Origin of the sequence: Chlamydia sp. 04-14 (assembly GCF_036632095.1) — a bacterium.
Classification (GTDB): Bacteria; Chlamydiota; Chlamydiia; order Chlamydiales; family Chlamydiaceae; genus Chlamydia.
Map to the genome: position 1 here is coordinate 1 of NZ_JAPYKW010000003.1, position 25,692 is coordinate 25,692.

The following is a 25,692-nucleotide window of genomic DNA, read 5'->3' on the forward strand; positions in this document are numbered from 1 at the left end:
GGGGGGGGGGGGTACTCCTGGTTCTAAAGAGAAATCATTAAACGATCTACAGCAAGAAGTAGCTAAAGCTAAACAAGAATTAGCTAATAAAACTACTGCCTGTCAAGAAGCGCAAGCGCGCTATAATACTATTCTTCAGCAAATCGAAGATATTTTCACCTTAGTTGATGTTCAATTAGTTCTGCCAGCCTGTAATAAGTTGCAAGAAGCCTTACGTGCTTTAGTAACGAGTAGTTCTAGTTTGATCGATGTCCTTGAATCCCGCATCATTCATATGCAAACAGAGATGATGCAAAAAACCAATAGAATTTTGGAATTAGAGCGTAAAGTTCAGGAGCTAGAATCTAAAGGCCAATCTCACGATGGACTCGTTAAAGAATTAAATAGTCAGATAAATAGTCTCAGAAAAGAAAAAGTTGCTTTGGAAGAGGCTCAAGAGAAGAAAATACGTGAATTGCTTAAAGAGAAAGAGAAGCAAATCGACACGTTAACCACAGCGATTAAAAAACTTGAGAATGAGAAAACTCGTGGTGTTTTAGAAACTAAGATGAAAGAGCTTGAAAGAGAGCTTCAAAAAGAGAAAACTCGTTTAGAAGAAAAAGAGAAAGAGCTAACAGCTCTTCAGAAGAAGATGGACGAGCAAACAGCCGAGCTTCAAAAAAAATTAGATCAGCAAAGCGAAACTTCAGCGGCTGAACGTGAGATACTCCTCCAAGAACAAACTAGACTCAGAAAAGAGTTGAGTGAGGCACGTGAAAAAGTTGCTAAGCTTACAAAAGAAGTCGGTGTTACTCGAGCTTTAGAAGAGAAAAATAAAAATCTCACAACATTGCTGCAACAAGAGAGGAAAGAGCGTGCTGCAGAACAAGAACAACAGAAAACTCTTTTAAATACTCTACAACAAGAACTCAATCAAAATAAGCTGAAAATTTCCTCATATATAACTAGAGATCAGGAACAGCAAAAGAGTATTCAAGAGAAAGAAGCTGAGCTTGCAAAATTGAAGTTCACATTGAGTCTTTACGAGCGTATGGTTTCTGATATTGAGAAGAAATTAGAGAAGAAGAAATCCAAAGAACTTTCTAGTTATTTAGAGGCTAAAGAAAAACTTGCTAATTTAACTGGTGGCACTGTTCATTATACAAGAGTTCAGGTTGGAGATATCACGAACACAGAATTGTATAAAAAGATCAGTGATCAAGAGACAGAAATAGGTAACTTGAAAGAGTCTATAATACAAAAAGAAAATCAACATCGTGAAGAAATTGCAGCTTTGAAAGAAGCTCAGCAAGTTGAAATAGCCAAGTTGCGAGCAGAATTAGAACAGAAAATAAGCAACTATAAAGACCAAATTCAAGACCTAAAAGCTAAGGTTCACGAATTGAAAGCTAAAGTAACGGCTACAAGACAAGAGCTAACTACAAGCATAGAAACTACTCAGTTACAAGCTAAGGTAATCATCCAAAAAGATGAGGAGATCAAATTATTAAGAGAGCAAGTAGTTCAATTAACAAAAGACGCAGCCAAAAGCGGTGCTGTTGTTGAGACTATGTCTTTAGCTTTAAGTCCTAAACAAAGATCTAGTTTATTAGCTATCTCTGGTAAGGATGGTGAAGAATAGCTCTTATTAAGTCATTAACCTGAGATTTTCTTTCTTAGAAAATCTTAATCACTCAAGTTGCTTCACCTGGTTAGGAGGTGAAGCAACACTTGTTTTAATCAAAAACTACATTCTTGAATAGATTATAAAATTAAGCTCTAGAGCCTTCAGGATTAAATTTCTTGATAAAGTCATTCTCTAAGTGAAAACGATTTTTTTGTGAATATATAGCTTCCAGACATTCTTTAGGAGTCACTATGTTTTCTGTCATGGTATTGAGAAGTTGCTGACAGGCATATTTCTGTTTTTCCTTAGCTATAGGATTTGCAAGGATATCAATTGCCGCCGCTACTTCTTCTGCGGTGAAGTCGTGTTTACCACCTATGAATTCTGGAAAGATGATAGATCCTGTAATAATATTTGGTAGGGAATACGCGGGAATAAGAATCTTAAAGATATACTTTGCTAAAAAGGTATCAAAAGGCCCTAGAAGGCAGGTAACAATCGTTGGGGTTTGATTTAATGCAGTCTCAAGAACAATAGTCCCACATTTTGCTAAAGCACAATCACAATCTCTCATAAGTTGATAACGGAATTCTGAGGGGACGATTTTGCTATTACGACAACCTTCTTTTTCTAGGAGCTCTAGCATTTTCTTGTCGTATTTAGAATTACAAGAAGACACAAGCAATTGATGTGATTGTGCTAATGATGAGGATAAAAATGCTTGAGCTTGTATTTGTAAATTTCTAAAGATATCCCCTGGTCGGCTACCTGGAAATACTGCAACACTGGGTTGGTCAGAAATTTCTAACTTTTGTTTCCATGAGTTGCAATATTCGAAATTAGAGACGGTTTTTACTAAAGGATGCCCTAGATAGAGAGTTTTTAAAGGAGAGTTTTTAAAAATCTCCTTTTCAAAGGGAAGTATTAGCAAAAGAGTGTCGAGATATTTTTCTAATACTTTCTTTCTTTTAGGTCTCCATGCCCAAATGCTTGGACATACGTAATGAACAATTTTCCCTTTATATCCACATTTTCTTAACTTTTTGATTAGGAAAAAGTGGAAATCGGGGAAATCTATACAAAAAACAGTTTCAGGATTTTCTTTAAGAATAGCTTTGTAGAGTTTTCTGTACTTCTTAAATAAACTGAAAATAGCACTAAAAACTTCCAAAAATCCTGATACCTGAAACTCTTCCATGCGAATGAGAGGTTCGAGGCCCTCCGCGCGCATTAAAGGTCCTCCAACACCGAAACAGCGTATATTGGGATTCAGATCTTTAATATTACGAAGAAGATCACTTCCTAAAGTGTCTCCGCTGGGTTCTCCTGCGGATAAGAAACAGCTAGGGTTATGAGATTCCGGTAAGCGTGATTTCTTATATATGATACGTAAATTTGCTAACGAAGGAAGCAGACCACAGCCATAGCTAAGGATGTTTACAGGATCTCCGGTACGTATGAAATATATAAACGCTAAGAAACCTCCAACGAAGCCTACCTGCCAAAATAATGCTGGTAGAGTAGAGCGGTTATTCATCTCCAAATGACACCATTGGATAAAAAATCTTGAGGAAAAGGTGAATAACCCTAAACAACCAACAATATGCCAGTAAATATTTGGTGGAGGTAGAGGAAGATGAAAAATATTAGGAGAGGCCATCCATTCCATATGGGGATGGTAGTATGCCTCTAGAGCAAACGGTAGTGTTGTAAAAAATAAGGTTAAAGCAAGAATCACTAATGTTGTTCTTAATGAAAGCTTGCGTGAGGAGGCGATATTGAGATTTCTGAAATAAATAACAAGATTTGCCCCGTGAAGTAGAGCTATGGGAAATTGACTTTGGATAAAACCGTGAGCGATCATCATAATCGCTCCTATAGAGGATAAAACCCAAAAAGCCTTGGGGACATAGGCTTTCTTTCGTCTTTCACTTAAAAACCACTGGACGGTAAACGCACTGCCAAAAAATAAATTGGCAATTAATCCTATAGGATACAGTACATGAACCAGATAAAGAGGAAGCATGGCTAGTTTAAACTCAAGAAGGAAGTTCCTTTTTATATTGTAGAGCTTGGTGGTGACGAATCCAAGCAGCAAGTATTTTATCTAGTTTAGGATAAACTAGGCTACGAATTTCTAATAGAGAAAGCGCCTCTGAAAAACGTACGTGGTTTAAAAACTTACGGTTAAAGAAGTGAATTTTCTTTGTTGGCACTAGAGGAGTTAGCCGGTACTGCATTTGCAACACGAGAGCTGTTAAAATAAAATTCTTTTTAGAACAGCTAGTGAAGGAATCTGCAAAAAACTTCCCTAAAAAGTTTTTAATATAATCAAAGACAGAAGTTAAAGATAAACTTGGATGCTGCCGATGCTTATAACGCACATTGAAATTTACGATGGGGAATAGAAATGCCGCCATAAGCTGATGACGATCGTAATTATATTTTTTACTTAATACGTTTTTATCTAAAACATCTAAACACGCAAAGGTTTGCTCTTCTAAAATTTTATTTAAACGAAAAGCCTTATCCATATAGGGAAAGAGGATTTCTAATATCTGATATTTAACAGTTAATTTGAAAAATTCAGAAGAGACTCCGGAGCCTAACATTTTAATGAGTTCTTCAAAAACACGGGCTTGAGAACTCTTAATTAACTCATAACGGCATTCTTGAAGTGCTTCCAAGGTTTTAGGGTCTACCGTGAAAGAAGCTCTCGCAAGAATCTTTAACAAACGCAACATCCGTACGGGATCTTGTTTAAAACGTACAAAGGGATCCCCTATAGTACGTAAGTACCGATTTTGTAGGTCGCCAACCCCACCGGTATAATCTATGATTGTTTCTTCCGTAGGATCATAGAAAAGACCGTTGATTGTGAAGTCTCTTCTTAAAACATCTTCCTCAGCTGTCCCCCAAAGATTGTCTTTAGTAATGAGACAGTCTTCATCAGCGCTTCCTGAACGGAAAGTAGAAACTTCGATAATCTGATTCGAAAAGCGTATGTGAGCTAATCGAAAGCGTTTTCCAACAAGTATACAATTTTTGAAAACAGCTTTGATTTCTTCAGGTTTAGCTGATGTTGAGATATCGAAATCTTTAGGAGTCGTGTTAAGTAACAAATCGCGGATGCATCCGCCAACGATATATGCTTTGTGGCCAGCTTTTCGTAGAGTTTTTACTACAGAGAGTGCGTGTGGAGAAAAGTCTTTGAGTTTTATGTTGTGGTCGGCAGCTGAATAGATAATTGGAGCGGGTGCAGATTTAGAAATTTTTCTAAACAATTCTAAGCCTCTACGCAAGAGAGTTTTGTTGTCACAGACCATTTATTATAGATATCAAGTGTTAAAAAGTCTTGGAAGAAAAAGGGTTTATAAAAGCACTCTTTTTTCTAGGGGAATTTCACCATAGCAAAAATATCGAAGTTTGCAAGAACAAAATGCCTAGCCGAAAGACATTCCTTTATACCCTATACAAGGATTTTTTTTTATTATTTATCTATGTTTTTTCAGAGAATTTTTATTTTAATTTCCCACGATTTCTCAATCCCACTGTTATCGCGAGATTCTGGGATCTTTATAATCTGATGGGGTAAATATTTTATTTTTGAATCAAGATGATTCTAAAAAATTTATGTAAGAGATGTTTAGGATTTTAACAGATAATCTCTCCTTTAAAAATTTCTAAACGGGTTTTTATACGAGTGTGTCAAAAACACGTATCCAAGAATATGATTTCTCTAATAACAATTTTAGTTTTGTGTTAGAAGATTTAAAAGGGATTAGGAAGGTGGTAGGGATTTTAAATTCAGTAAATGCAAACAGTTGCTCTTTGAGAAGCAATTTAAGTTAGAATTTCTATCTTGCCTTATGTGCTAGTAAATCCATGTGGATGCTATTTTTAACACCTAAATCTTACGACATGATCAACTCTTCAATCTATTGATGAATCTTTAAGGGAATAAATGACAAAGGAAGTAAAACAACTTTTCGGTACGGATGGGGTTCGAGGAAGAGCCAATTATGAACCTATGACTGTAGAGCTTTCTGTATTACTTGGTAAGGCTGTTGCAGGCGTTTTACAGGAGAGCAAACCTGGGAAACATCGTGTTGTCGTAGGAAAGGATACTCGGTTGTCAGGATATATGTTTGAGAATGCACTTGTTGCAGGTTTGACTTCTATGGGAATAGAAACTCTAGTATTGGGTCCTATTCCTACTCCAGGGGTAGCTTTTATTACCCGCGCCTATCGTGCAGATGCTGGAATTATGATTTCTGCATCCCACAATCCCTATTGGGATAATGGGATAAAGATTTTTTCCTCAGAAGGATTTAAAATTAGTGATGTTATAGAACGGCGTATTGAGCAGATGGTGGCTCATAGAGATTTTGGAAATTTGCCTGAAGATTATGCTGTGGGGAAGAATAAGCGTGTAGTGGATGCTATGGGTCGTTACATAGAGTTTGCCAAAGCTGCTTTCCCTAAAGGAAGAACATTAAAGGGGTTGAAAATAGTTTTAGATTGTGCGCACGGTGCTGCTTATAAGGTTGCGCCTTCTGTATTTGAAGAGCTTGATGCTGAAGTGATTTGTTATGGTTGTGAGCCTACAGGAAGTAATATCAACGATAACTGTGGGGCTCTTTTCCCTTCAGTAATTCAGAAAGCAGTAATAGAGCACAAGGCTGACGTAGGAATAGCTTTAGACGGTGATGGCGATCGTATTATCATGGTAAATGAAAAAGGCCATATTGTTGATGGCGATATGATTCTGAGTATTTGTGCTAATGATTTAAAGAAAAAGGACCTTTTAAACGGTAATCGTGTTGTTGCTACTGTAATGACTAATTTCGGTGTATTGAAGTATCTAGAAAGTTTGGGGATAGAGACATTGATTTCTCCTGTAGGAGATCGCCATGTTCTACAGAATATGTTGGAGCATGAGGCAAATCTGGGCGGAGAGCAAAGCGGTCATATGATCTTTTTGGATTACAATACTACTGGAGACGGCATTGTTTCTGCTTTGCAAGTGTTACGCATTATGATTGAAAGTGAATCCACACTGTCAGATTTAACATCCCCAATTGTGAAGAGTCCTCAAGCGCTTATCAACGTATCTGTAAAGGAGAAAATTCCTTTAGATACTTTGCCTTTAGTTCAAGAAGCTCTTAGAGATGTAAGATCATCTTTAGGTGATTCTGGTCGTGTTTTATTAAGATATTCTGGAACTGAAAATATTTGCAGGGTTATGGTTGAAGGTTTAAAGAAGCATCAAGTGGACTCTCTCGCTAAGACTATAGCTGATATTGTTGATTCTGAGTTGGGAGCAGGCATTATAGAATAGGGTAATGTATGTGCGGAATATTTGGATATCTAGGTTCTAAATTAGCTGTTCCTGTAATCTTGGATGGATTAGCTAAGCTAGAATACCGGGGCTATGATTCCGCGGGTCTTGCAGCCGTTATTCCAGGGCAGTTGTTTGTAAAAAAAACAATAGGGCGTGTCGATGAGCTTAAAAACTCCTTGGAAAAAGATAGCGTACCATCTTCATTGGCTATAGGCCATACCCGTTGGGCAACGCATGGCGTGCCCACAGTGAAGAATGCTCATCCTCACGTTGATGAAAACTCTACTTGTGCTATTGTCCACAACGGGATTATTGATAATTTTAAAGAATTAAAATCTCTACTTCTTTCTGAAGGCATTGCTTTTTCTTCTGATACAGATTCTGAAGTTATTGCTCAGTTATTTGCTTTTCGTTACCAATCTACCGGAGATTTAGTCCATAGTTTCTCTTGGACTCTATCACAACTTCAGGGAAGTTTTTCCTGTGGTCTTATTCATAAAGACCATCCTAATGTTTTGCTTTGTGCTGCGCAGGAAAGTCCATTAATCATTGGATTAGGGGAGCAGGAGAATTTTATAGCTTCTGATACGCGTGCATTTTTAAAATATACAAAAAGTGTTCAAGCATTAGCTTCTGGAGAGTTAGCTGTTGTAGGCCTTGGAAATGAAGTTGAGACATATAATTTTGCTTTAAAGCGCATTCATAAAGAAGTGCGTCAAGTTGCTTATACCGATGCAGGCTCAGATAAGCAGGGTTACAGTTATTACATGCTTAAAGAAATTTATGAGCAGCCAGAAGTTTTAGAACGTCTTATTCATAAATATTTAGATTCTCAGGGATGTATTACTGAAACATTCTTAGATGGTTTCTCAATAGAAGATTTTGATGAGATTTCTATTGTCGCTTGTGGTTCTTCCTATCACGCAGGCTTCCTAGCAAAGTATATTATAGAGTCTTTAGTTTCTATCCCTGTTCATGTCGAAGTTGCTTCAGAATTTCGTTATCGACAGGCATATATCGGGAAAAAGACCTTAGCGATTTTAATCAGTCAATCTGGGGAAACTGCTGATACATTGGCAGCTTTAAAAGAATTCCATCGTAGACAAGTTGCTTGTATTTTAGGGATTTGCAATGTCGAAGAATCAGCATTAGCTACAGGTGTGGATCATTGTTTATTTTTAGAAGCAGGTATTGAAATTGGTGTCGCTTCTACAAAAGCTTTTACCGCACAGCTGCTTTTATTGATTTTATTAGGACTAAAATTAGCTACTTCAAAACAAACATTGAGTTTAGAAGAATACCGGGCTTGTGGAAAAGGTTTACTTGAGCTCCCAGAATTATGCAATCGCTTATTAGCAAATGAAGATTTGCATGCATGGGCGAATGATTATTGCAACGAAGATAGGTTCATATTTTTAGGACGTCGCTTGATGTATCCTATTTGTATGGAAGCTGCTTTGAAATTGAAAGAAATTGCATATGTTGAAGCTAACTGTTATCCTGCTGGCGAAATGAAACACGGACCCATTGCTTTAATTAGTAAAGGATCTCCGGTGATTACTTTTTGTGGTGACCCCCTTGTCTATGAAAAGATGGTGGGTTGTATTATGGAGGTGAAAGCTCGGCAAGCACATGTGGTTGCGATAGCTTCAGAATCCCAAAAAGACATTGCTGCTGTTTCAGATTCCCAGATATATGTTCCTGATAGTCATCCTTTAGCATCTCCTATCCTTTATACAATAGTGGGACAAATTATGGCCTACACCATGGCTTTGAAGAAAGGCAATGAAATAGATCGTCCTAGGAATCTGGCAAAGTCTGTAACTGTTGAATAAAGTAAAAGCTTAGTGTTTTTATTTCTAATTATCTTTAATTCTAAAATATAAGACAAAATTCGAAAGGTTTTTCTATGTCTAGCAAGGTTTTAGGAGGTTCCCTCATTATTGCGGGGACAGCTATAGGTGCTGGTGTGCTGGCAGTTCCTGTATTAACGGCATATGCAGGTTTTCTTCCCACAACTCTTCTTTATGTGCTCTCCTGGCTTTTTTCCATGGGATCTGGGCTTTGCCTTCTCGAAGTTATGACTTGGTTTAAGGATAAACAACAAATCAACATGCTATCGATGGCTCAATATACCCTAGGGGATATGGGCAAGATTTTCATGTGGCTCCTTTATCTATTTCTATTTTACTCCTTACTTATTGCTTACTTTTGTGAGGGAGGAAATATCCTATTTCGCATTTTTGGCTGTCAGGGTTTAGATATCCCTTGGATACGTCATGCAGCCCCTTTGGCATTTGCAGTTTTGATTTGCCCTACATTAATGATGGGGACAAAAGTCGTAGATTACTGCAACCGCTTTTTTGTTTTTGGATTAGCTATTGCTTTTGCAGTATTTTGTATCTTAGGAGTTCTAGCTTTACAACCCGAACTACTTTTACGTGCCTCGTGGATACGTTCTATGGACGGTTTATCTATTCTGTTTCTTTCATTTGGTTTTCAAAGTGTGGTGCCTTCACTGTATTACTACATGGATAAGAAAGTTAAAGATGTTAAAAAAGCTATCGTTATAGGTAGTTTGATTCCTTTAATTTTATACGTGATTTGGGAAGCCCTTGTTTTGGGAGTAATTCCTTTAGACTTTCTTATGAAAGCTCAGGAAAATGGCTATACGGCAGTAGAGGCTATGAAAAATTCATTGCAATGTTCAATGTTTTACATTGCTGGGGAATTTTTTGGTTTCTTTGCTTTGGTTTCTTCATTTTTAGGCGTAGCTTTAGGTGTTATGGACTTCCTAGTCGATGCCTTTCAATGGAACAAAAAGAAACACAATTTTTCTATTTTCTTTTTAACTTTTATTGTCCCTCTAGCATGGTCGATGTGCTATCCTGAGATTGTTCTTAAATGTCTTAATTATGCTGGAGGCATAGGCGCTGCTTTAATTATTGGAGTTTTCCCCGTGTTAATGGTCTGGAAAGGTCGTTACGGTAAGAAACATTATCAAGAAAAACATTTAATCCCTGGTGGAAAATTTGTTTTATTATTAATGCTCTTGGTAATAGTAATTAATTTGGCTAGCCTTTATTATAAGTTTTAAATAGAACAATAGCACGTTTATTAATTTTTTAATTATGTGTGAGTATAGGAGGTTACATGGGACTATACGATCGTGATTACGCACAAGACTCTCGTTTACCGGGAACATTTACATCTAGAGTATACGGATGGATGACTGCAGGTCTTGCTGTAACGACTTTTGTATCATTAGGATTATACTTTTCTGGGATGTATAAAAGTTTATTTTCATTCTGGTGGGTTTGGTGTATCGCTACTTTAGGAGTATCTTTTTACATCAATGCTAAGATTCATAAGCTTTCTGTTCCTGCAGTTATGGGGTTGTTTTTAGCCTATTCTGCTTTGGAAGGATTGTTCTTTGGAACACTGGTTCCTGTTTATGCTGCTCAGTATGGCGGGGGAATTGTTTGGGCTGCTTTCGGATCTGCAGGATTGATTTTTGGCTTATCGGCTGCCTACGGAGCCTTCACCAAAAGTGATCTTACACAGATGAGCAGCATATTGATGTTTGCTTTGCTTGGTTTAATGCTGGTATCCGTGATATTTGCACTAGTGTCTATATTTGTTTATATGCCCATTTTCTACCTATTAATTTGCTATCTGGGATTAGCAATTTTTGTAGGGTTGACCGTTGTGGATGCTCAAGCAATCCGTAAGGTAGCTCAGAATGTAGGTAATGATGGAGATTTAAGCTACAAGCTATCTTTAATCATGGCGTTAAAGATGTATTGCAACGTGATTATGATATTTTGGTATCTTTTACAGATTTTCTCTTCCTCAGGAAAAAGAAACTAAAAAATATAAGTTTAGGAAGAAGGGAAAAGCTTTTCTAAGAACCTATCTATATGAAATTCTTCAAGATCCCCAATAAGTTCGCCGTAACCGACGAATTTTGTAGGGATCTTCAATTGTTTTGCTACGCGAAACAAAGTTCCACCTTTAGCAGAACCGTCAACTTTAGTAAGGATTAATCCAGATAGAGGAATAGTATCGTGGAAAACACGAACTTGTTCAATAACGTTACCCCCTAAAGTTGCATCTATAGTCATCAGCCTTTCATGGGGAGATCCTGGGTGCACCTTATCACAAACGGAAACAATTTTTGATAGTTCATTCAGTAAATTGGTATGGGTATGCAAACGACCGGAAGTATCTATAAGTACACGATCATAACCCCGAGATATAGCGGAAGCAATCCCGTCATAAGCAATAGCCGCAGGATCTCCGCCAGGTTTCCCAGAGACAAATCCACAACCTAATTTCTCAGCCCAACAACGCATCTGATCCATACCGGCACTACGAAAAGTATCCGTAGCAACAATCATGACTTTCTCTGATCGAGATTGGTAATAGTGTGCTAACTTAGCTACCGTTGTGGTTTTCCCAGATCCATTTGTTCCCAGCATTAACGATACAAAAGGTCCTTGAATTTTAGGGGATTCTATATGAGGAAGATTGGCTACTGTTTCACGAAGTAGCGAACAGACAAGATCTTTAACCGTAGATTCATCAGGTTTACGGCACTTGCGCAATCGAGAACACAAATCTTCGGTCAAATCTGAGCCAAAATCTGCTTCATAAAATAAACTTTCCGTAAATTCTAGAAGATCTGTAGAGAGGGATTTTTTAAATAAAGACTGGATCTTGTTACTAAAGAACTTGAACACAGATTAGAGCAAAGTTAGTTGAAGTAAAAGAAATGATACAAGATAAGGAGGAAAATTCAAAGGGTTATTTATGCACCTTCATGAATATCAAGCTAAGGATCTTTTGGTCTCTTACGATATTGCTATTCCTCCTTATCGTGTAGCCTCTTCTGTTGAAGAAGGGCAACAGATACTTAAAGAGTTAGGTATAAGTGCGGGCGTTGTTAAAGTACAGGTGCATGCTGGCGGTCGAGGGAAAAATGGTGGCGTAATCGTTGCTAAATCTCCTTCTGACATTTTAGCTGCCATTGATAAATTATTGCATATGCGTTTTGTAAGTAACCAAACTTCTGGAGAAGCCCTTCCTGTAGAGAAAGTTCTTATTACCCCTTTGGTAAATATTGCTACTGAGTATTACCTCGCAGTGATTATGGATAGAAAAAACCGTTGTCCAGCGATTATGTTGTCGAAAGCAGGTGGTGTCGATATCGAAGAGGTTGCTCAGAAGTATCCTGATCAGTTGCTTACCGTTCCTCTAACACCTTTTGCTCGTATATATAATTATCAACTTAGACAGATCATTAAATTTATGAACTGGGAAGGGGATACAGGGAAACAAGGAGTGCAGCTAATTAAAAAGCTTGTCCAATGTTTCTATGATAATGATGCTTCTCTTCTTGAAATTAATCCTTTGGTGCTCACTCAAGAAGGAGATCTTCTCGTTTTAGATGCTAAAGTAACTATTGATGACAATGCTTTATATCGTCATCCGAAACTCGAAGTATTATACGATCCTTCTCAAGAAAATGTCCGGGATGTACTCGCTAAACAGATAGGACTTTCCTACATTGCTCTAGAGGGGAATATTGGTTGTTTAGTCAACGGTGCTGGATTAGCTATGAGCACGTTAGATATTCTCAAAATTCACGGTGGATCGGCAGCGAATTTTCTCGATGTAGGAGGAAGTGCTACAGAGCAGCAGATTCAAGAAGCTGTTTCTTTAGTACTCTCAGACGAAAATGTAGAAGTTCTTTTCATCAACATCTTTGGTGGAATTATGGATTGTTCTGCGGTCGCCTCAGGACTAGTTGCTGTTATGCAAACCAGGGAAAACCTCATTCCTACAGTAGTGCGTTTAGAAGGAACAAATGTGGAATTAGGAAAAGATATTGTACAACGTTCAGGAATCCCCTGCCAGTTCACAGATTCCTTAAATGAAGGCGCCCAGCTTGCTGTGACGTTAAGTAAACAAGTTTAAGGAGCTCTATGTTTTGCTCATTAAGTAAAAAAATACCGATAATTACTCAAGGAATTACAGGTAAAGCAGGTTCATTTCATACTGAGCAATGCCTAGCTTATGGATCTAATTTCGTTGCTGGGGTGACTCCAGGAAAAGGAGGAACCGAGCATCTAAACCTCCCTGTGTATGATTCTGTATTGGAAGCAAAACAAGCTACTAATTGTCAGGTGACAATGATTTTTGTTCCCCCTGCTTATGCTGCAGAAGCTATTTTAGAAGCTGAAGATGCAGGAATTGATCTGATTGTCTGCATTACAGAAGGTATTCCAGTAAAAGATATGCTCGAAGTAAGTCATGTTATGCAAAATAGTGCTTCTCGACTTATAGGCCCCAACTGTCCAGGAATTATTAAACCCGGAGCGTGTAAAATTGGTATTATGCCAGGATACATCCATCTTCCTGGAAATGTAGGTGTGGTCTCTAGATCAGGCACTTTAACTTATGAAGCCGTTTGGCAGCTTACCCAACGTAGCATAGGACAAAGCGTGTGCATTGGTATAGGGGGAGATCCTCTAAATGGAACCTCATTTATTGATGTTCTGGAAGAATTTCAAAATGATCCTCAAACAGAACTTATCTTAATGATTGGAGAAATTGGGGGGAGTGCTGAGGAAGAGGCTGCAGAATGGATTCAAACCTACTGCACGAAACCCGTTGTGGCTTTTATTGCAGGGGAAACTGCTCCTAAAGGGAAACGGATGGGACATGCTGGAGCCATTATTTCAGGAAATTCTGGAGATGCAAAAAGTAAGAAAGAAGCTTTAAAAAGATCAGGAGTCTCTGTCGTGGAATCTCCAGCTCTCATTGGAGAAACTGTAGAAGCTGTATTTCGTTCACTATAGTGTTTGCAAGTTATTTATCTATAATTGCTTGCGTGCGCAATTGCTAATATATTTTTCATACGCATAGAAGTTGATAAATTAGGAAAATAGCGAGCTATTTCTTCTTTTTTGCGGATTCTTTTTAAGAAGATATAAATTCATATTCGGAAAGTTCTTAAGATAAAAATTCTTTGTGGTAATATCTTGCTACAATATAATTCGCTTTTCATGATTATATTCGAAAAGGCATGTGAATCACTATGCTTTATAAAGTACGCATTTAAAAAGTATTAGGATTCACAGGCTTTCAAAAACATGAGCACGGAATCTAGAAAGAATCTAGAGCCTACCTATAGGAAAAAAGGTATGACGAAGAAGCCTATATATTTATTATTAGCCACAGCAATATTTTTAAGTATTCCGACGCTTTCTCCTTCAGGATTCGCTGCTGTGAAAAAAGATACGCGGATAGCAGAGGTGCCTCAAGAAGTCCTTTTAAAGGAAATTTCTGGAGGTTTTTCGAAGGTTGCGGAACAGGCAACTCCAGGTGTTGTTTATATTGAGAGTTTTCCTAAATGCAATCGTCCTGTAAATCCTGCGCCAGGACGTCGTGGACCTTATGACAATCCTTTTGATTATTTCAATGACGAGTTTTTTAATCGTTTTTTCGGTCTACCTACACAGAAAGAACGTCCGATGTCCAAAGAGGCTGTTCGTGGTACAGGATTCATAGTTTCTTCAGATGGTTACGTGGTTACTAATAATCATGTGGTCGAAGATGCAGGGAAAATTCATGTTACCTTGCATGACGGTCAAAAATACCCCGCTAAGGTTATAGGCTTAGATCCTAAAACAGATTTAGCAGTTATTAAAATTAATGCTGATAAGCTTCCTCATCTTACTTTTGGGAATTCTGATAATTTGAAAGTAGGAGATTGGGCTATAGCTATTGGAAATCCTTTTGGTTTACAAGCTACGGTAACTGTAGGAGTAATTAGCGCAAAAGGTAGAAATCAGCTACATATTGCAGATTTTGAAGATTTCATACAAACGGACGCTGCTATCAATCCAGGAAACTCTGGGGGACCTCTTCTTAACATCGATGGAAAGGTTATAGGTGTTAACACTGCTATTGTAAGTGGTAGTGGAGGCTATATTGGTATCGGTTTTGCTATTCCTAGCTTGATGGCTAAGAGGATTATCGATCAGTTAATCAGCGATGGTCAGGTAATTCGTGGATTTTTAGGAGTTACTCTACAACCTATAGATGCTGAGCTAGCAGCCTGCTATAAACTAGATAAAGTTTATGGCGCTTTAGTTACAGATGTTGTTAAAGGATCCCCAGCACATAAAGCTGGATTAAAGCAAGAAGATGTGATCATCGCTTACAACGGTAAAGAAGTAGAATCTCTCAGTGCATTCCGTAATGCGATTTCCTTGATGAATCCTGACACGCGTGTATTACTTAAGGTAGTTCGTGAAGGACAGGTTATAGAAATTCCTGTTATTGTTTCTCAGGCTCCTCAAGATGACGGGGTCTCTGCTTTAAATCGTGTAGGCATTCGTGTACAAAATCTTAATCCAGAAACAGCTAAGAAGTTAGGCATGGCTCCTGATAGTAAAGGTGTGCTTATTGTTGCTGTTGAAGCTGGTTCAGTAGCAGGATCTTCAGGAGTAACTCCAGGACAACTTATCTTAGCTGTAAATAGACAAAAAGTTTCTACAGTAGAAGAGCTGAATGCTGTTTTAAAAGATGGAAATAGCGAAAGTATTCTCCTGATGGTCTCACAAGGAGAAGTAATTCGCTTTATTGTGTTAAAACCAGAAGAATAAGCCTAGATTGTTCATAAGCTTATTTTAAGAAAGCACTCTCTTAGAGAGTGCTTTTTTTATGCTTTTCCTAATTTATCAAGAAGAAGGCAAATAGAGAGAAAACCATTTTTTATTTGTTCTAGGGAGAAGTTTTCTTCAGCAGCATGAATAGCATCACTTAAATACGATGTACCACAAATGATAGGCTCTGTTTTGGATATTTCACCAAGCAGTGAAGCAATTGGAATGGTTGCTTCCATAAATAGTCTAAGGCAAGGTTCGTGGTAGAGCTCGGAATAAATCTCTTGCAACGCCAAAACAATAGGAAGATTCGGAGAACTTCTCCATCCCGGTGATCCTTCGAAGATTTCATAGGAAAATTTTAATGTAGGAGGAACAAGTTTTTCTAAATGTTGAATAACTTGTTTTGCTGTTTTCTCTGGATTTTGATTAGGAACTAGCCTGCAAGAAAGATAGGCAGTAGCTTTATGAGGAATAACAGTTTTAAATCCTGGTCCTGTATATCCACCAGAAATTCCATTAATCTCTAAGGTGGGGTACAAACTTAAAGCTTCTTCAGCAGATCTGGCAGGAGCATATAAAGTAGGACAAAAACCTAAAGTTTTCTCATCATCTTTTAAAAGATTTCCTTTAGGAATATCACAGCATTCATTTTCTTTTGGGAGAGAAACATCATTGTAGAAATCTTCTACGGCAATGGAATTATCACTATGGTGTAATGAAGCAAGCATTTCCGCTAAGGCTCTATTTACATTATAAGCAATGCCTCCGAAGATCCCTGAATGCATATCTTTGCTACCTTCTTCTAACGTAACTTTCATTGTTACTAAGCCACGTGCGCCAATGCTAACAGAAGGCGATTTTGCAGAAGAGAACCCGCCATCAACAATCAAGAAATAATCTGCTTGCAAAGCTTCTTGTTTTTCTCTCACGAAACTTTTTAGAGCAGGGCTATCGCTTTCTTCTTCACCTTCAATAATCCATGTAATATTGACGGGGAAACTTTTTCTAGATTGGTAATAATGTTCAAGGGCTTTCCATGTGTAAAAACATTGCCCTTTATTATCGGAAGCCCCACGAGCTATAAGGCGTTCTTCTTCTCTTCTCATAGTAAAAGGATCTGCTAACCATCCGTCAGAAAGATCTGCAGGTTGTACATCATAATGGTTATAGAGAAGTAGAGTAGGCGCTGTCGAACCTGCTTCGCGGTAAGTAGCATAGATTATAGGAGGGTGACCGGGTTTTTCCCATAATTCTATTGAGAATATATCTTTAAGATTGTCAACTAGGAAATCTGCACAACTTTTGCAATTGGCGAGGCAAGTGGGATCTGCAGATATAGAACGAAAATGAAGAAAATCTGAAAATTCCTTGAGCATTTTTTCATAATGACTTTCAAAATAATTGAGATCATTGTTCATAACTTTCCCTAGGAGTTATTGAAAATAATACCCAAGGTAACTTAACTTTGTTTTGCTGAAAAGTAAGAACATTATAGTGTAATTAACACTATAGATTTAAAAAATGATGGAGAACACCTAATGTAGCACATTAGGGATTTGGACAGAGTATGAAAGCTGGAGATACATATAGAAATTTCATCGTTAAATTAAGCCAGGATCTCCCTGAGATAGAAAGTAAATTGCTCGAGGTGGAACATAAACCCTCAGGCGTTTCTATTATGATGATTATCAATAATGACGATGAAAATGTTTTTAATATCTGCTTTAGAACCTGCCCACAAACTTCTAATGGTGTGGCCCACGTTTTAGAACACATGGTTCTCTGTGGTTCTGATAATTATCCAGTGCGTGATCCATTCTTCTCTATGACACGACGTAGTTTAAATACGTTTATGAATGCTTTCACAGGAGCTGACTTCACTTGTTATCCTGCAGCATCACAAATTCCTGAAGATTTCTATAATTTACTTAGTGTGTATATAGACGCTGTTTTCCATCCTCTACTTACAGAAAATAGCTTTTTACAAGAAGGCTGGAGATACGAATTAAATCCAGAAAATGCCTTAACTTATACTGGTGTGGTTTTCAATGAGATGAAAGGCGCGATGATGACGGGAGAATCTCGATTGTCGGAAGCGTTAAATGCGGCCCTATTCCCTTCAGTTACTTATGGAGTAAACTCAGGGGGTGAGCCTAAGGATATCCTTACACTCTCTCATGAAAGTATAGTAGCATTCCATCAAAGCCAATATACTCTTGGGCGTTGCCTATTTTATTTTTATGGAAATATTAAGCCTTCTAGACATTTAGATTTCCTCGAAGAGAAACTCCTTCGTCATGTAGGTAAATTAGAAAAACAAACGGTTTCGGTTCCTCTTCAGAAGAGATTTAAAGAGCCTGTTAGAAATATCCTTAAATATCCTTCGGATAGTCAAGATGAAGATAAGGTGCTTTTTGGCTTGTCATGGTTGACATGTTCTATATTGGATCAGCAAGAACTGTTAGCTTTACATGTTCTTGATGTTGTCCTTATGGGTACAGATGCCGCTCCTTTGAAATCTCGATTATTAAAATCAGGATTTTGTAAGCAAGCTGATATGGGAATCGATAGCGAGATTCGTGAAATTCCTATTACTATTGTTTGTAAGGGATGCTCTCATGGAGGTGCTCAGAAATTAGAATCCTGGATTTTCGCTTGTCTAGAAGAGATTATAAGAGAAGGGATTCCTAATAATCTTGTTGAAGCTGCGGTACATCAATTAGAATTGGCTAGAAAGGAAATTGCTGGTTACTCGCTACCATACGGATTATCATTATTTTTCCGTTCAGGACTATTACGACAGCATGGAGGTCATGCTGAAGATGGATTAAGAATCCATAGTTTATTTGCAGATCTTCGAGAAAAATTAAAACAACCAGACTATCTTCCAAAGCTTATCAGGAAGTATTTCTTAGATAATCCACATTTTGCTCGCGTAATCCTGCTGCCCGATTCTGACTTGATTTCTATTGAAAATCAAGAAGAGCAATCTCTCCTTAAAGAAATCCAGGAGAAGCTCTCACCAGAAGATGTAGAAAAAATACGCCAGACTTCTAAAGTTTTAGAAGAATATCAAGCACAGCATGAAGATCTGGACAAAATTCTTCCCAATTTTTCTTTGGATAAAGTTCCTAATTCAGGAAAAGAATACAATCTTGTTAAGGAAAATATCTCTCATGGAGAGGTTCTTCATCACGATTGCTTCACCAATGATTTAATTTTTGCAGAGTTGGTTATGGATCTTCCTCCTCTGTCTGCTGAAGAATTGCCCTGGTTACGTTTACTTGTTTTTCTAATGTTACAATTAGGATGCGCAGGGAGATCTTATAAAGAGCAATTAGAGTTTCTCCTAGAACATACGGGAGGCGTGGATGTTTCCTATGAATTTTCTCCACATGCCAATAAAAATGCTTTGTTATCACCTTCAGTAGGGATCCGAGGAAAAGCTTTAGCATCCAAAGCTGATAAGCTTTTTCAAGTTATGGGAGATACATTAACAAGTGTCGATTTTACAGATGTAGCTAGAATTAAAGAGCTGCTTATGCAGCATAATGAAGCATTGACAAATAGCGTGCGTAATAGTCCTATGGGTTATGCTGTAAGCATGGCTTGTATGGATAAATCCATATCAGCAACTATGTCCTATTTAGCTTCAGGATTACCTTATGTAGATAAAATTCGTAGTTTAACGAGCAATTTTGATAAGGAAGTGGATAGCGTTGTCGGTATTTTACAATCTTTATATAAAAAATGTTTCTTTGGAAAGCGACAGCTAATCCTGAGTGGTAGCAGTGCAAATTATCAACATTTACATGAGAATAATTTCTATGGAATTTTAGATATAGAAGGTCAATCGCATGAGCCGTGGACAAATCCTTCCATAGATATCTCTCTAGCATCACAAGGATTATATATTCCGGCGCGTGCAGCCTTTAATGCTTTAGCTTTCCCCATTGGAGATTTACCTTATGATCATCCGGATGCTGCAGCACTTACTGTAGCTGCTGAGATCCTTGATAATACTGTCTTACATACAAAAATCCGTGAACAAGGTGGAGCGTATGGGTCAGGAGCTGCTGTAAACCTTGGTAGGGGAGCATTTTATTGTTATAGTTATCGTGATCCAGCAATTTTCGATACACATCAGGCATTTCTTCATGGTATTGATGAAATTTCTAAGGGAAATTTCTCAAATGAAGATATTCATGAAGGAGTCTTGGGAGTTATCCAAAATTTAGATTCGCCAATAGCTCCTGGAAGTCGTGCATCTACAGGATATTACAGATTACGCTGTGGAAGAGTCCCTGCTTTACGTCAGGCATTTCGTAGAGCTGTTCTTAATATAACGAAAGAACATATCTGTTCTGTTATGAAGAAATACTTAAAAGATCCTATGAGTAAAACAACATTCATTTCCTTCGCTGGAAAAGAAATGCTTGAGGACAATGCAACGAATTTCGATCAAGAGTTGCCAATCAAGTCAGCTTTATAAGATATTAGAGTTTATCTTCTTGTAATAAGGAATCTTCTACGGGAAGTTCCTTCTCTTCATAACTTGGCAATAAAGAGGTTGCAGGATTATCAATAGGGGATGGGTCTTCTACCTTATGGACAGAAGAAGACACTTCTAGATCTTCAAACTTCCTTAATGTTGGTAATACGCGATGTTGCAAACTAGAAGACATATCGTTGTAACTTTGCACAGCATTATTAAGGTTTTTCCCAATCTTATGAAAATGATTGAAGACTATGTGTAGACGATGGTGCAACTCTTTTCCTAGTTGACCTATTTCCTGAATTTGTTTTTGTAGATTTTCTTGTTTCCACATATGGGCAACAGTCTTTAGTAATGCCAATAGTGTTAAAGGCCCTGATAAAATGACATTAGAGGTTGCTGCAACATCGATAAGTTCAGGAGCAATACGCAGAGCATCATTAAAAATACTCTCTCCAGGAAGAAAAAGAATCACAAATTCGGGGGAATAATGAAATTTTTCCCAATAGCTTTTTGATTTTAGAGTTTTGATATGATCTTTTATCTTTCCTACAAGATCGGATTTATCAGAAGTATCTTGAGAGAAATACGTTTCTGAAAATGGAGCTTTCGAATCAATAATCAAACAACGCTCGTGAGGAAGACGAATAATCATATCAGCACGTGCTGAACCTTGGGCATCAGTAGCCTGAGTTTCGTAATCGCAATATTTCAACATTCCAGAAAGTTCTAGAATTCTTTCTAATTGAATTTCTCCCCAGCGACCACGTGATCCCGGATGTTTTAAGATGTCTGTAAGAGCTTGTGTTTCTTTCTCAAGCTTTTTCTCCGCAGCGAGAAGATGGGTAATTTGCTCTTTTAAGGAACCGCGATCTTCAGCATGCTTAGTTTCAAAAGTTTCTAAGTTTTGCTTAAAAGCTGTCAACGTAGCTTGAACAGGAGTTAATATAGACTCAATGGTTTTAGACTTTTCAGAAAAGTAGCTTTGCGTTTCTTCTTTCATTTCTTTGATAAGAGATTGTGAAGAAACCGCGAGTTTATTGCTAAACTCTTCCATGAGTTGTTCTTGACGACGCGATAGTTCTAAAGAATTTTTCAGAAGCTCATTTTCATGCTCTAAATTTCTCCTCAATGTAATCTGAGAAGATTCTCTTTTGCGATAGTAAAGAGAAGATAAAGAAATCCCTAAGCCGAAGGCCACAAGAGCAATAGTGATAGGCGTGATAGAATCCATCATTGACGTTTCTTCTTTCCTTGATATGTGATCGCAAAAATGGGGAAAACTACTAAAACATATAACCAAGAAACTAAGAAAAATACTTCAGTAAAGTGATCAACAAGACCTAGGAAGAATAAACACGCTACTAATCCCGTAGTGACGACAAGTAAAAAAGAGGACACCTTAAAGCGTAGGTTTTTGATTCCAGGAAACTTCCATGGAGAGATCATTAAACTTCCGATAAAAAGCAACCCTAAAGAAATCAAAATAACACGTACTTGTACCGGTAATACCGTTGAAAAATCAGAAGCTATAAGTAAAGCTAAAGAGACTACGCAAGCTGCTGCTGCGGGAATAGGTAAACCAATAAAACACGAATGTCGCGTCGTATCTGCGGGTTTTTTAGAAAATAAATTATAACGAACTAATCTTAAGACGCCACATAGAGAGTAAATAATAGAAGTTACGAGAAGAAGAGAGGAAAAAAATCCTCCAGCATACACGCCATCAAGGCTTTTAATCGCAATGAGCGGAGGTGCTATGCCGAATGTCACAGCGTCAGAGAGGGAGTCAAATTGTGCACCAAAAGCACTTTCTGCTTTCATAATGCGTGCAATAGCACCGTCAGAAAAATCTGCAATCATTGCACTAATTAATAAAAGCGAAAGCCCTTGTAGACGATGTAATAGCTCTACGGACGACGACGTCTTTAACACGCTCTTAAAAATAATGAAAAGTCCACAACAGAGGCCAAAAGCTGTGATAGCATTAGGAGTTACTACACGACGTTTGCCTCGGATCTCTGGTTCCAATTCTGCCATGAAAATTCCGGAAGTTCGTTACGGTCTTAGCATAATATATTCATCTAAAATCAACAAGTTTTTGCCGAAAAGATCATTCCATATCTAAGTTAAAAAATGCTCCTCAGAAGCATATTTTTTTCCGGAGAATGAGAGTACTTTTCAATTGCACGAAACGTCGTCTATTCCTATATATGGTATACAAGCGCATAATGTTTCACTACATATTGGGTTTTCTAGAAGAAACGCCTTCTAGGAAGGGGAGAGTTTTCTCTAAGTTTTTTGATCTTCAACTGCGAGAGATCCCCTGATTTTTTCCTAAGTGGTTAGTCGAATTCCGTTATTGCTTACAAATACTTATTTGAATCGAAAATACAGCTGTTAGGGGATGACTATGGTCGAGGTAAAAGAGAAACATTATACTATTGTAAAACGTAATGGCATGTTTGTTCCCTTTAACCAGGATCGAATATCCCAAGCTTTAGAAGCTGCTTTTCGTGATACACGTAGTTTAGAAAATACCTCTCCTTTACCTGAAGATTTAGAAAATTCTATTTCGGATATCACTCATCGAGTTGTTAATGAGGTAGTTCAAAAGATTAGAGAAGGCCAGGTTGTTACCGTTGAACGTATTCAAGATATGGTAGAGAACCAGTTATATGTAAATGGCTTACAAGATGTTGCTAGGGATTATATTATTTATAGAGATCAACATAAAGAGCAACGTGAGGGATCTTGGCACTGTATTTCCGTGATACGTAGGGATGGAAATGCTGTAAGATTCAATCCTATGAAAATTTCAGCAGCTTTAGAAAAAGCTTTTAGAGCTACACAAAAAATTACTGATATTCCTCTTCAAGAGATTCTTTCTGAGATAAATGAGCTAACCAATAAAATCGTCGAAGAAATTTTAGCAGTTTGTTCTCCAGAACACACTATCGATATAGAAGCTATACAAGACATTGTCGAAAAACAATTAATGGTAGTTGGTTATTATGATGTCGCAAAAAATTATATTTTATATCGAGAAGCACGTTCTAGAATTCGTGAAAATAAACAGGATCTAGCTGCGCAAGAAGAAAGCATTGAAGAAGTTTATGATGTTGTCAGAAGTGATGGAACTACTTACCAAATAAATAAAGCTCAATTAACTAATAAATTTGTTTGGGCATGTCAGAGATTTCCTGAAACAACTAATCCTCATACACTTGCCTCTATGGCATTTGCAAATTTCTATTCTGGAATTAAAGAATCAGAAATTGTTTTGGCCTGCATCATGGCAGCACGAGCTAATATAGAAAAAGAGCCAGACTATGCCTACGTAGCTGCAGAATTGCTTACGGATGTTGTTTATCAAGAAACAATGGGGAAAAGTGCTACGGACTCAAGTCTCTCTGAAGCGCAAAAGGAATGTTTTAAAAATTATATTCTAAATGGGGAAAAGTATCGGTTAAATCCTCGTTTAAAAGAGTATGATCTTGATGCACTTGCTGAGGCTTTGGATATATCTAGAGATCGTCAATTCTCTTATATGGGAGTACAAAATCTCTACGATCGTTATTTCAATCAGCATGAAGGACGCAGATTAGAAACAGCACAGATTTTTTGGATGCGTGTTTCTATGGGGCTTGCATTGAATGAAGGTGAAGATAAGACTTCATGGGCGATTACTTTTTATAATCTACTGTCTACATTCCGCTATACACCAGCAACACCCACGCTATTTAATTCTGGAATGCGTCATTCGCAACTAAGTTCTTGTTATTTATCTACCGTACAGGATGATCTGGCGCACATTTACAAAGTTATTGCAGATAACGCTATGCTTTCTAAATGGGCAGGAGGTATTGGCAATGACTGGACAGGAGTGCGTGCTACGGGTTCTTTGATTAAGGGAACCAATGGGAAAAGCCAAGGCGTCATTCCCTTCATCAAAGTAGCCAATGATACAGCAATTGCTGTGAATCAAGGTGGCAAACGTAAAGGAGCCATGTGCGTATATTTAGAAATTTGGCATCTAGATTATGAAGATTTCTTAGAATTAAGAAAAAATACTGGTGATGAACGTCGACGTACCCACGATATCAATACTGCCAGCTGGATTCCTGATTTATTTTTCAAACGTTTAGAACAGAAGAGCACCTGGACACTATTTAGTCCCGATGATGTCCCTGGATTGCATGAGGCTTACGGTTTTGAATTTGATAAGCTTTATGAAGAATATGAAAGAAAAGTGGATACGGGAGAAATTAAATTATACAAAAAAATTCCCGCTGAAGATTTATGGCGTAAGATGCTGAGTATGCTTTATGAAACTGGGCATCCTTGGTTAACATTTAAAGATCCTTCTAATATCCGTGCTGTGCAAGATCATGTTGGAGTTGTTCGTTGTTCAAATTTGTGTACGGAAATTTTATTAAATTCCTCAAAAAATGAAACAGCAGTTTGTAACCTAGGTTCTGTAAACTTAGTAGAGCATATTGAAGATGGAGATATCAATGAAAAGAAACTTGGAGAAACCATCTCAATAGCTATTCGTATTTTAGATAACATCATTGATCTTAACTTTTATCCAACTCAAGAAGCAGCTAACGCAAATTTATCTCATAGAGCCGTAGGGTTGGGATTAATGGGCTTCCAGGATGCTCTTTATAAACTTAATATTAGCTACGCGTCTCAAGAAGCTGTAGAATTTGCTGATAAAAGTTCAGAATTGATTGCATATTATGCAATATTATCCTCCAGTTTATTAGCCAAAGAGCGGGGGACATACAGCTCTTATAAAGGATCTAAATGGGATCGAGGCTATTTACCATTAGATACCGTAGAGTTATTAAAAGAATACCGCGGAGAAGAAAATGTTCTTGTGGACACCTCGTGTCGCAAGGACTGGACACCTGTTCGTGAAGCTATCAAATCTTATGGTATGAGAAATAGCCATACTATGGCAATTGCCCCAACAGCAACTATTTCTAATATTATTGGAGTCACTCAATCAATAGAACCCACATACAAGCATTTATTTGTAAAATCTAATCTTTCTGGAGAATTTACGATTCCTAATGTGTATCTAATTGAGGAGCTTAAGAAATTAGGATTGTGGGATACTGATATGTTGGATGATTTGAAATATTTTGATGGATCCTTGTTAGAGATCGAACGCATTCCTGATAGTTTGAAAAAAATCTTCCTCACAGCGTTTGAAATTGAACCCGAATGGATAATCGAATGTGCTTCTAGAAGACAGAAATGGTTAGATATGGGGCAATCTCTCAATCTATATCTATCAGAACCTAACGGTAAAAAACTTTCTGCTATGTATCTCACAGCATGGAAAAAAGGACTGAAAACCACGTATTACTTAAGGTCCTCAGCAGCTACCTCTGTAGAGAAATCGTTTACTGATATCAATAAACGAGGAATTCAACCTCGATGGATGAAGAATAAGTCAGCTTCTACGAGCATTGTCGTAGAAAGAACTAAGGAAACACCCGTCTGTTCTCTCGAAGAAGGTTGTGAATCTTGTCAGTAATACAAAAGAGAAGGATGG

16 protein-coding genes are annotated in these 25,692 nt (G+C 37.6%); 10 read left to right on the forward strand and 6 right to left on the reverse strand.

All coding sequences use genetic code 11. The features are described from left to right. Positions 1-1,621: hypothetical protein (locus O6937_RS04370; protein ID WP_332390441.1), on the forward strand; the 1,621-nt coding region annotated here is incomplete at its 5' end. A gap of 130 nt (positions 1,622-1,751) precedes the next feature. On the opposite strand, the gene lpxB is transcribed toward O6937_RS04370, so the two are convergent. Together lpxB and pcnB are read right to left on the reverse strand one after the other, a co-directional pair. Further along, complete coding sequence (lpxB, locus tag O6937_RS04375; protein ID WP_332390442.1) at positions 1,752-3,632, reverse strand: lipid-A-disaccharide synthase; 1,881 nt, start codon at positions 3,630-3,632, stop codon at positions 1,752-1,754. 13 nt (positions 3,633-3,645) lie between these two features. Further along, a complete protein-coding gene (gene pcnB / locus O6937_RS04380) occupies positions 3,646-4,932 on the reverse strand; it encodes a polynucleotide adenylyltransferase PcnB (RefSeq protein ID WP_332390443.1) in 1,287 nt (428 codons plus the stop codon). Between the two features lie 638 nt (positions 4,933-5,570). On the opposite strand from pcnB, the gene glmM reads away from it, so the two are divergent. The 4 genes from glmM to O6937_RS04400 all read left to right on the forward strand — a co-directional run bounded on the left by glmM (position 5,571) and on the right by O6937_RS04400 (position 10,820). Then, entirely contained in the window at positions 5,571-6,947 is a 1,377-nt protein-coding gene (glmM, locus tag O6937_RS04385) for a phosphoglucosamine mutase (protein ID WP_332390444.1), read from the forward strand. 8 nt (positions 6,948-6,955) lie between these two features. Further along, complete coding sequence (gene glmS, locus O6937_RS04390) at positions 6,956-8,785, forward strand: glutamine--fructose-6-phosphate transaminase (isomerizing) (protein WP_332390445.1); 1,830 nt, start codon at positions 6,956-6,958, stop codon at positions 8,783-8,785. Between the two features lie 74 nt (positions 8,786-8,859). Further along, positions 8,860-10,047, forward strand: coding sequence for an aromatic amino acid transport family protein (locus tag O6937_RS04395; RefSeq protein ID WP_332390446.1), 1,188 nt, complete (start codon positions 8,860-8,862; stop codon positions 10,045-10,047). A gap of 56 nt (positions 10,048-10,103) precedes the next feature. Continuing rightward, the gene (locus O6937_RS04400) at positions 10,104-10,820 is read left to right on the forward strand and encodes a Bax inhibitor-1/YccA family protein (protein WP_332390447.1); all 717 of its coding nucleotides are present in this window, start codon (positions 10,104-10,106) and stop codon (positions 10,818-10,820) included. Positions 10,821-10,831: 11 nt separating this feature from the next. Here O6937_RS04400 and ftsY read toward each other — a convergent pair whose 3' ends face one another. Then, positions 10,832-11,692: a signal recognition particle-docking protein FtsY gene (ftsY, locus tag O6937_RS04405; protein WP_332390448.1), complete on the reverse strand. Its 861-nt coding sequence runs from the start codon at positions 11,690-11,692 to the stop codon at positions 10,832-10,834. A 70-nt stretch (positions 11,693-11,762) separates the two neighbouring features. Between ftsY and sucC the strand changes: the two genes are divergently transcribed. The 3 genes from sucC (at position 11,763) to htrA (ending at position 15,625) form a co-directional block, all read left to right on the forward strand. After that, on the forward strand, positions 11,763-12,929 hold the full coding sequence (gene sucC / locus O6937_RS04410) for an ADP-forming succinate--CoA ligase subunit beta (RefSeq protein ID WP_332390449.1): 1,167 nt from the start codon (positions 11,763-11,765) through the stop codon (positions 12,927-12,929). An 8-nt stretch (positions 12,930-12,937) separates the two neighbouring features. Continuing rightward, a complete protein-coding gene (gene sucD, locus O6937_RS04415; RefSeq protein WP_332390450.1) occupies positions 12,938-13,813 on the forward strand; it encodes a succinate--CoA ligase subunit alpha in 876 nt (291 codons plus the stop codon). 345 nt (positions 13,814-14,158) lie between these two features. After that, positions 14,159-15,625: a serine protease HtrA gene (htrA, locus tag O6937_RS04420; RefSeq protein ID WP_332390451.1), complete on the forward strand. Its 1,467-nt coding sequence runs from the start codon at positions 14,159-14,161 to the stop codon at positions 15,623-15,625. Between the two features lie 56 nt (positions 15,626-15,681). On the opposite strand, the gene O6937_RS04425 is transcribed toward htrA, so the two are convergent. Continuing rightward, entirely contained in the window at positions 15,682-17,046 is a 1,365-nt protein-coding gene (locus tag O6937_RS04425) for a M20/M25/M40 family metallo-hydrolase (RefSeq protein WP_332390452.1), read from the reverse strand. A 149-nt stretch (positions 17,047-17,195) separates the two neighbouring features. Between O6937_RS04425 and O6937_RS04430 the strand changes: the two genes are divergently transcribed. After that, a complete protein-coding gene (locus O6937_RS04430) occupies positions 17,196-20,120 on the forward strand; it encodes an insulinase family protein (protein ID WP_332390453.1) in 2,925 nt (974 codons plus the stop codon). Positions 20,121-20,124: 4 nt separating this feature from the next. Here the strand turns inward: O6937_RS04430 and rmuC are convergent, their stop codons facing one another. Next, entirely contained in the window at positions 20,125-21,360 is a 1,236-nt protein-coding gene (gene rmuC / locus O6937_RS04435) for a DNA recombination protein RmuC (protein WP_332390454.1), read from the reverse strand. Then, entirely contained in the window at positions 21,357-22,163 is an 807-nt protein-coding gene (locus O6937_RS04440; protein WP_332390455.1) for a CDP-alcohol phosphatidyltransferase family protein, read from the reverse strand. The genes rmuC and O6937_RS04440 overlap by 4 nt, the downstream gene beginning before the upstream one ends. 373 nt (positions 22,164-22,536) lie before the next feature. Between O6937_RS04440 and O6937_RS04445 the strand changes: the two genes are divergently transcribed. After that, positions 22,537-25,674: a ribonucleoside-diphosphate reductase subunit alpha gene (locus tag O6937_RS04445; protein ID WP_332390456.1), complete on the forward strand. Its 3,138-nt coding sequence runs from the start codon at positions 22,537-22,539 to the stop codon at positions 25,672-25,674. Positions 25,675-25,692 lie beyond the last annotated feature (18 nt).

Excerpts from the sequence above, each read along its gene's own strand:
- lpxB (WP_332390442.1), bottom strand. The coding sequence starts at position 3,632 with ATGCTTCCTCTTTATCTGGTTCATGTACTGTATCCTATAGGATTAATT.
- pcnB (WP_332390443.1), bottom strand. The coding sequence starts at position 4,932 with ATGGTCTGTGACAACAAAACTCTCTTGCGTAGAGGCTTAGAATTGTTT.
- glmM (WP_332390444.1), top strand. The coding sequence starts at position 5,571 with ATGACAAAGGAAGTAAAACAACTTTTCGGTACGGATGGGGTTCGAGGA.
- glmS (WP_332390445.1), top strand. The coding sequence starts at position 6,956 with ATGTGCGGAATATTTGGATATCTAGGTTCTAAATTAGCTGTTCCTGTA.
- O6937_RS04395 (WP_332390446.1), top strand. The coding sequence starts at position 8,860 with ATGTCTAGCAAGGTTTTAGGAGGTTCCCTCATTATTGCGGGGACAGCT.
- O6937_RS04400 (WP_332390447.1), top strand. The coding sequence starts at position 10,104 with ATGGGACTATACGATCGTGATTACGCACAAGACTCTCGTTTACCGGGA.
- sucC (WP_332390449.1), top strand. The coding sequence starts at position 11,763 with ATGCACCTTCATGAATATCAAGCTAAGGATCTTTTGGTCTCTTACGAT.
- sucD (WP_332390450.1), top strand. The coding sequence starts at position 12,938 with ATGTTTTGCTCATTAAGTAAAAAAATACCGATAATTACTCAAGGAATT.
- htrA (WP_332390451.1), top strand. The coding sequence starts at position 14,159 with ATGACGAAGAAGCCTATATATTTATTATTAGCCACAGCAATATTTTTA.
- O6937_RS04425 (WP_332390452.1), bottom strand. The coding sequence starts at position 17,046 with ATGAACAATGATCTCAATTATTTTGAAAGTCATTATGAAAAAATGCTC.
- O6937_RS04430 (WP_332390453.1), top strand. The coding sequence starts at position 17,196 with ATGAAAGCTGGAGATACATATAGAAATTTCATCGTTAAATTAAGCCAG.
- rmuC (WP_332390454.1), bottom strand. The coding sequence starts at position 21,360 with ATGATGGATTCTATCACGCCTATCACTATTGCTCTTGTGGCCTTCGGC.
- O6937_RS04440 (WP_332390455.1), bottom strand. The coding sequence starts at position 22,163 with ATGGCAGAATTGGAACCAGAGATCCGAGGCAAACGTCGTGTAGTAACT.
- O6937_RS04445 (WP_332390456.1), top strand. The coding sequence starts at position 22,537 with ATGGTCGAGGTAAAAGAGAAACATTATACTATTGTAAAACGTAATGGC.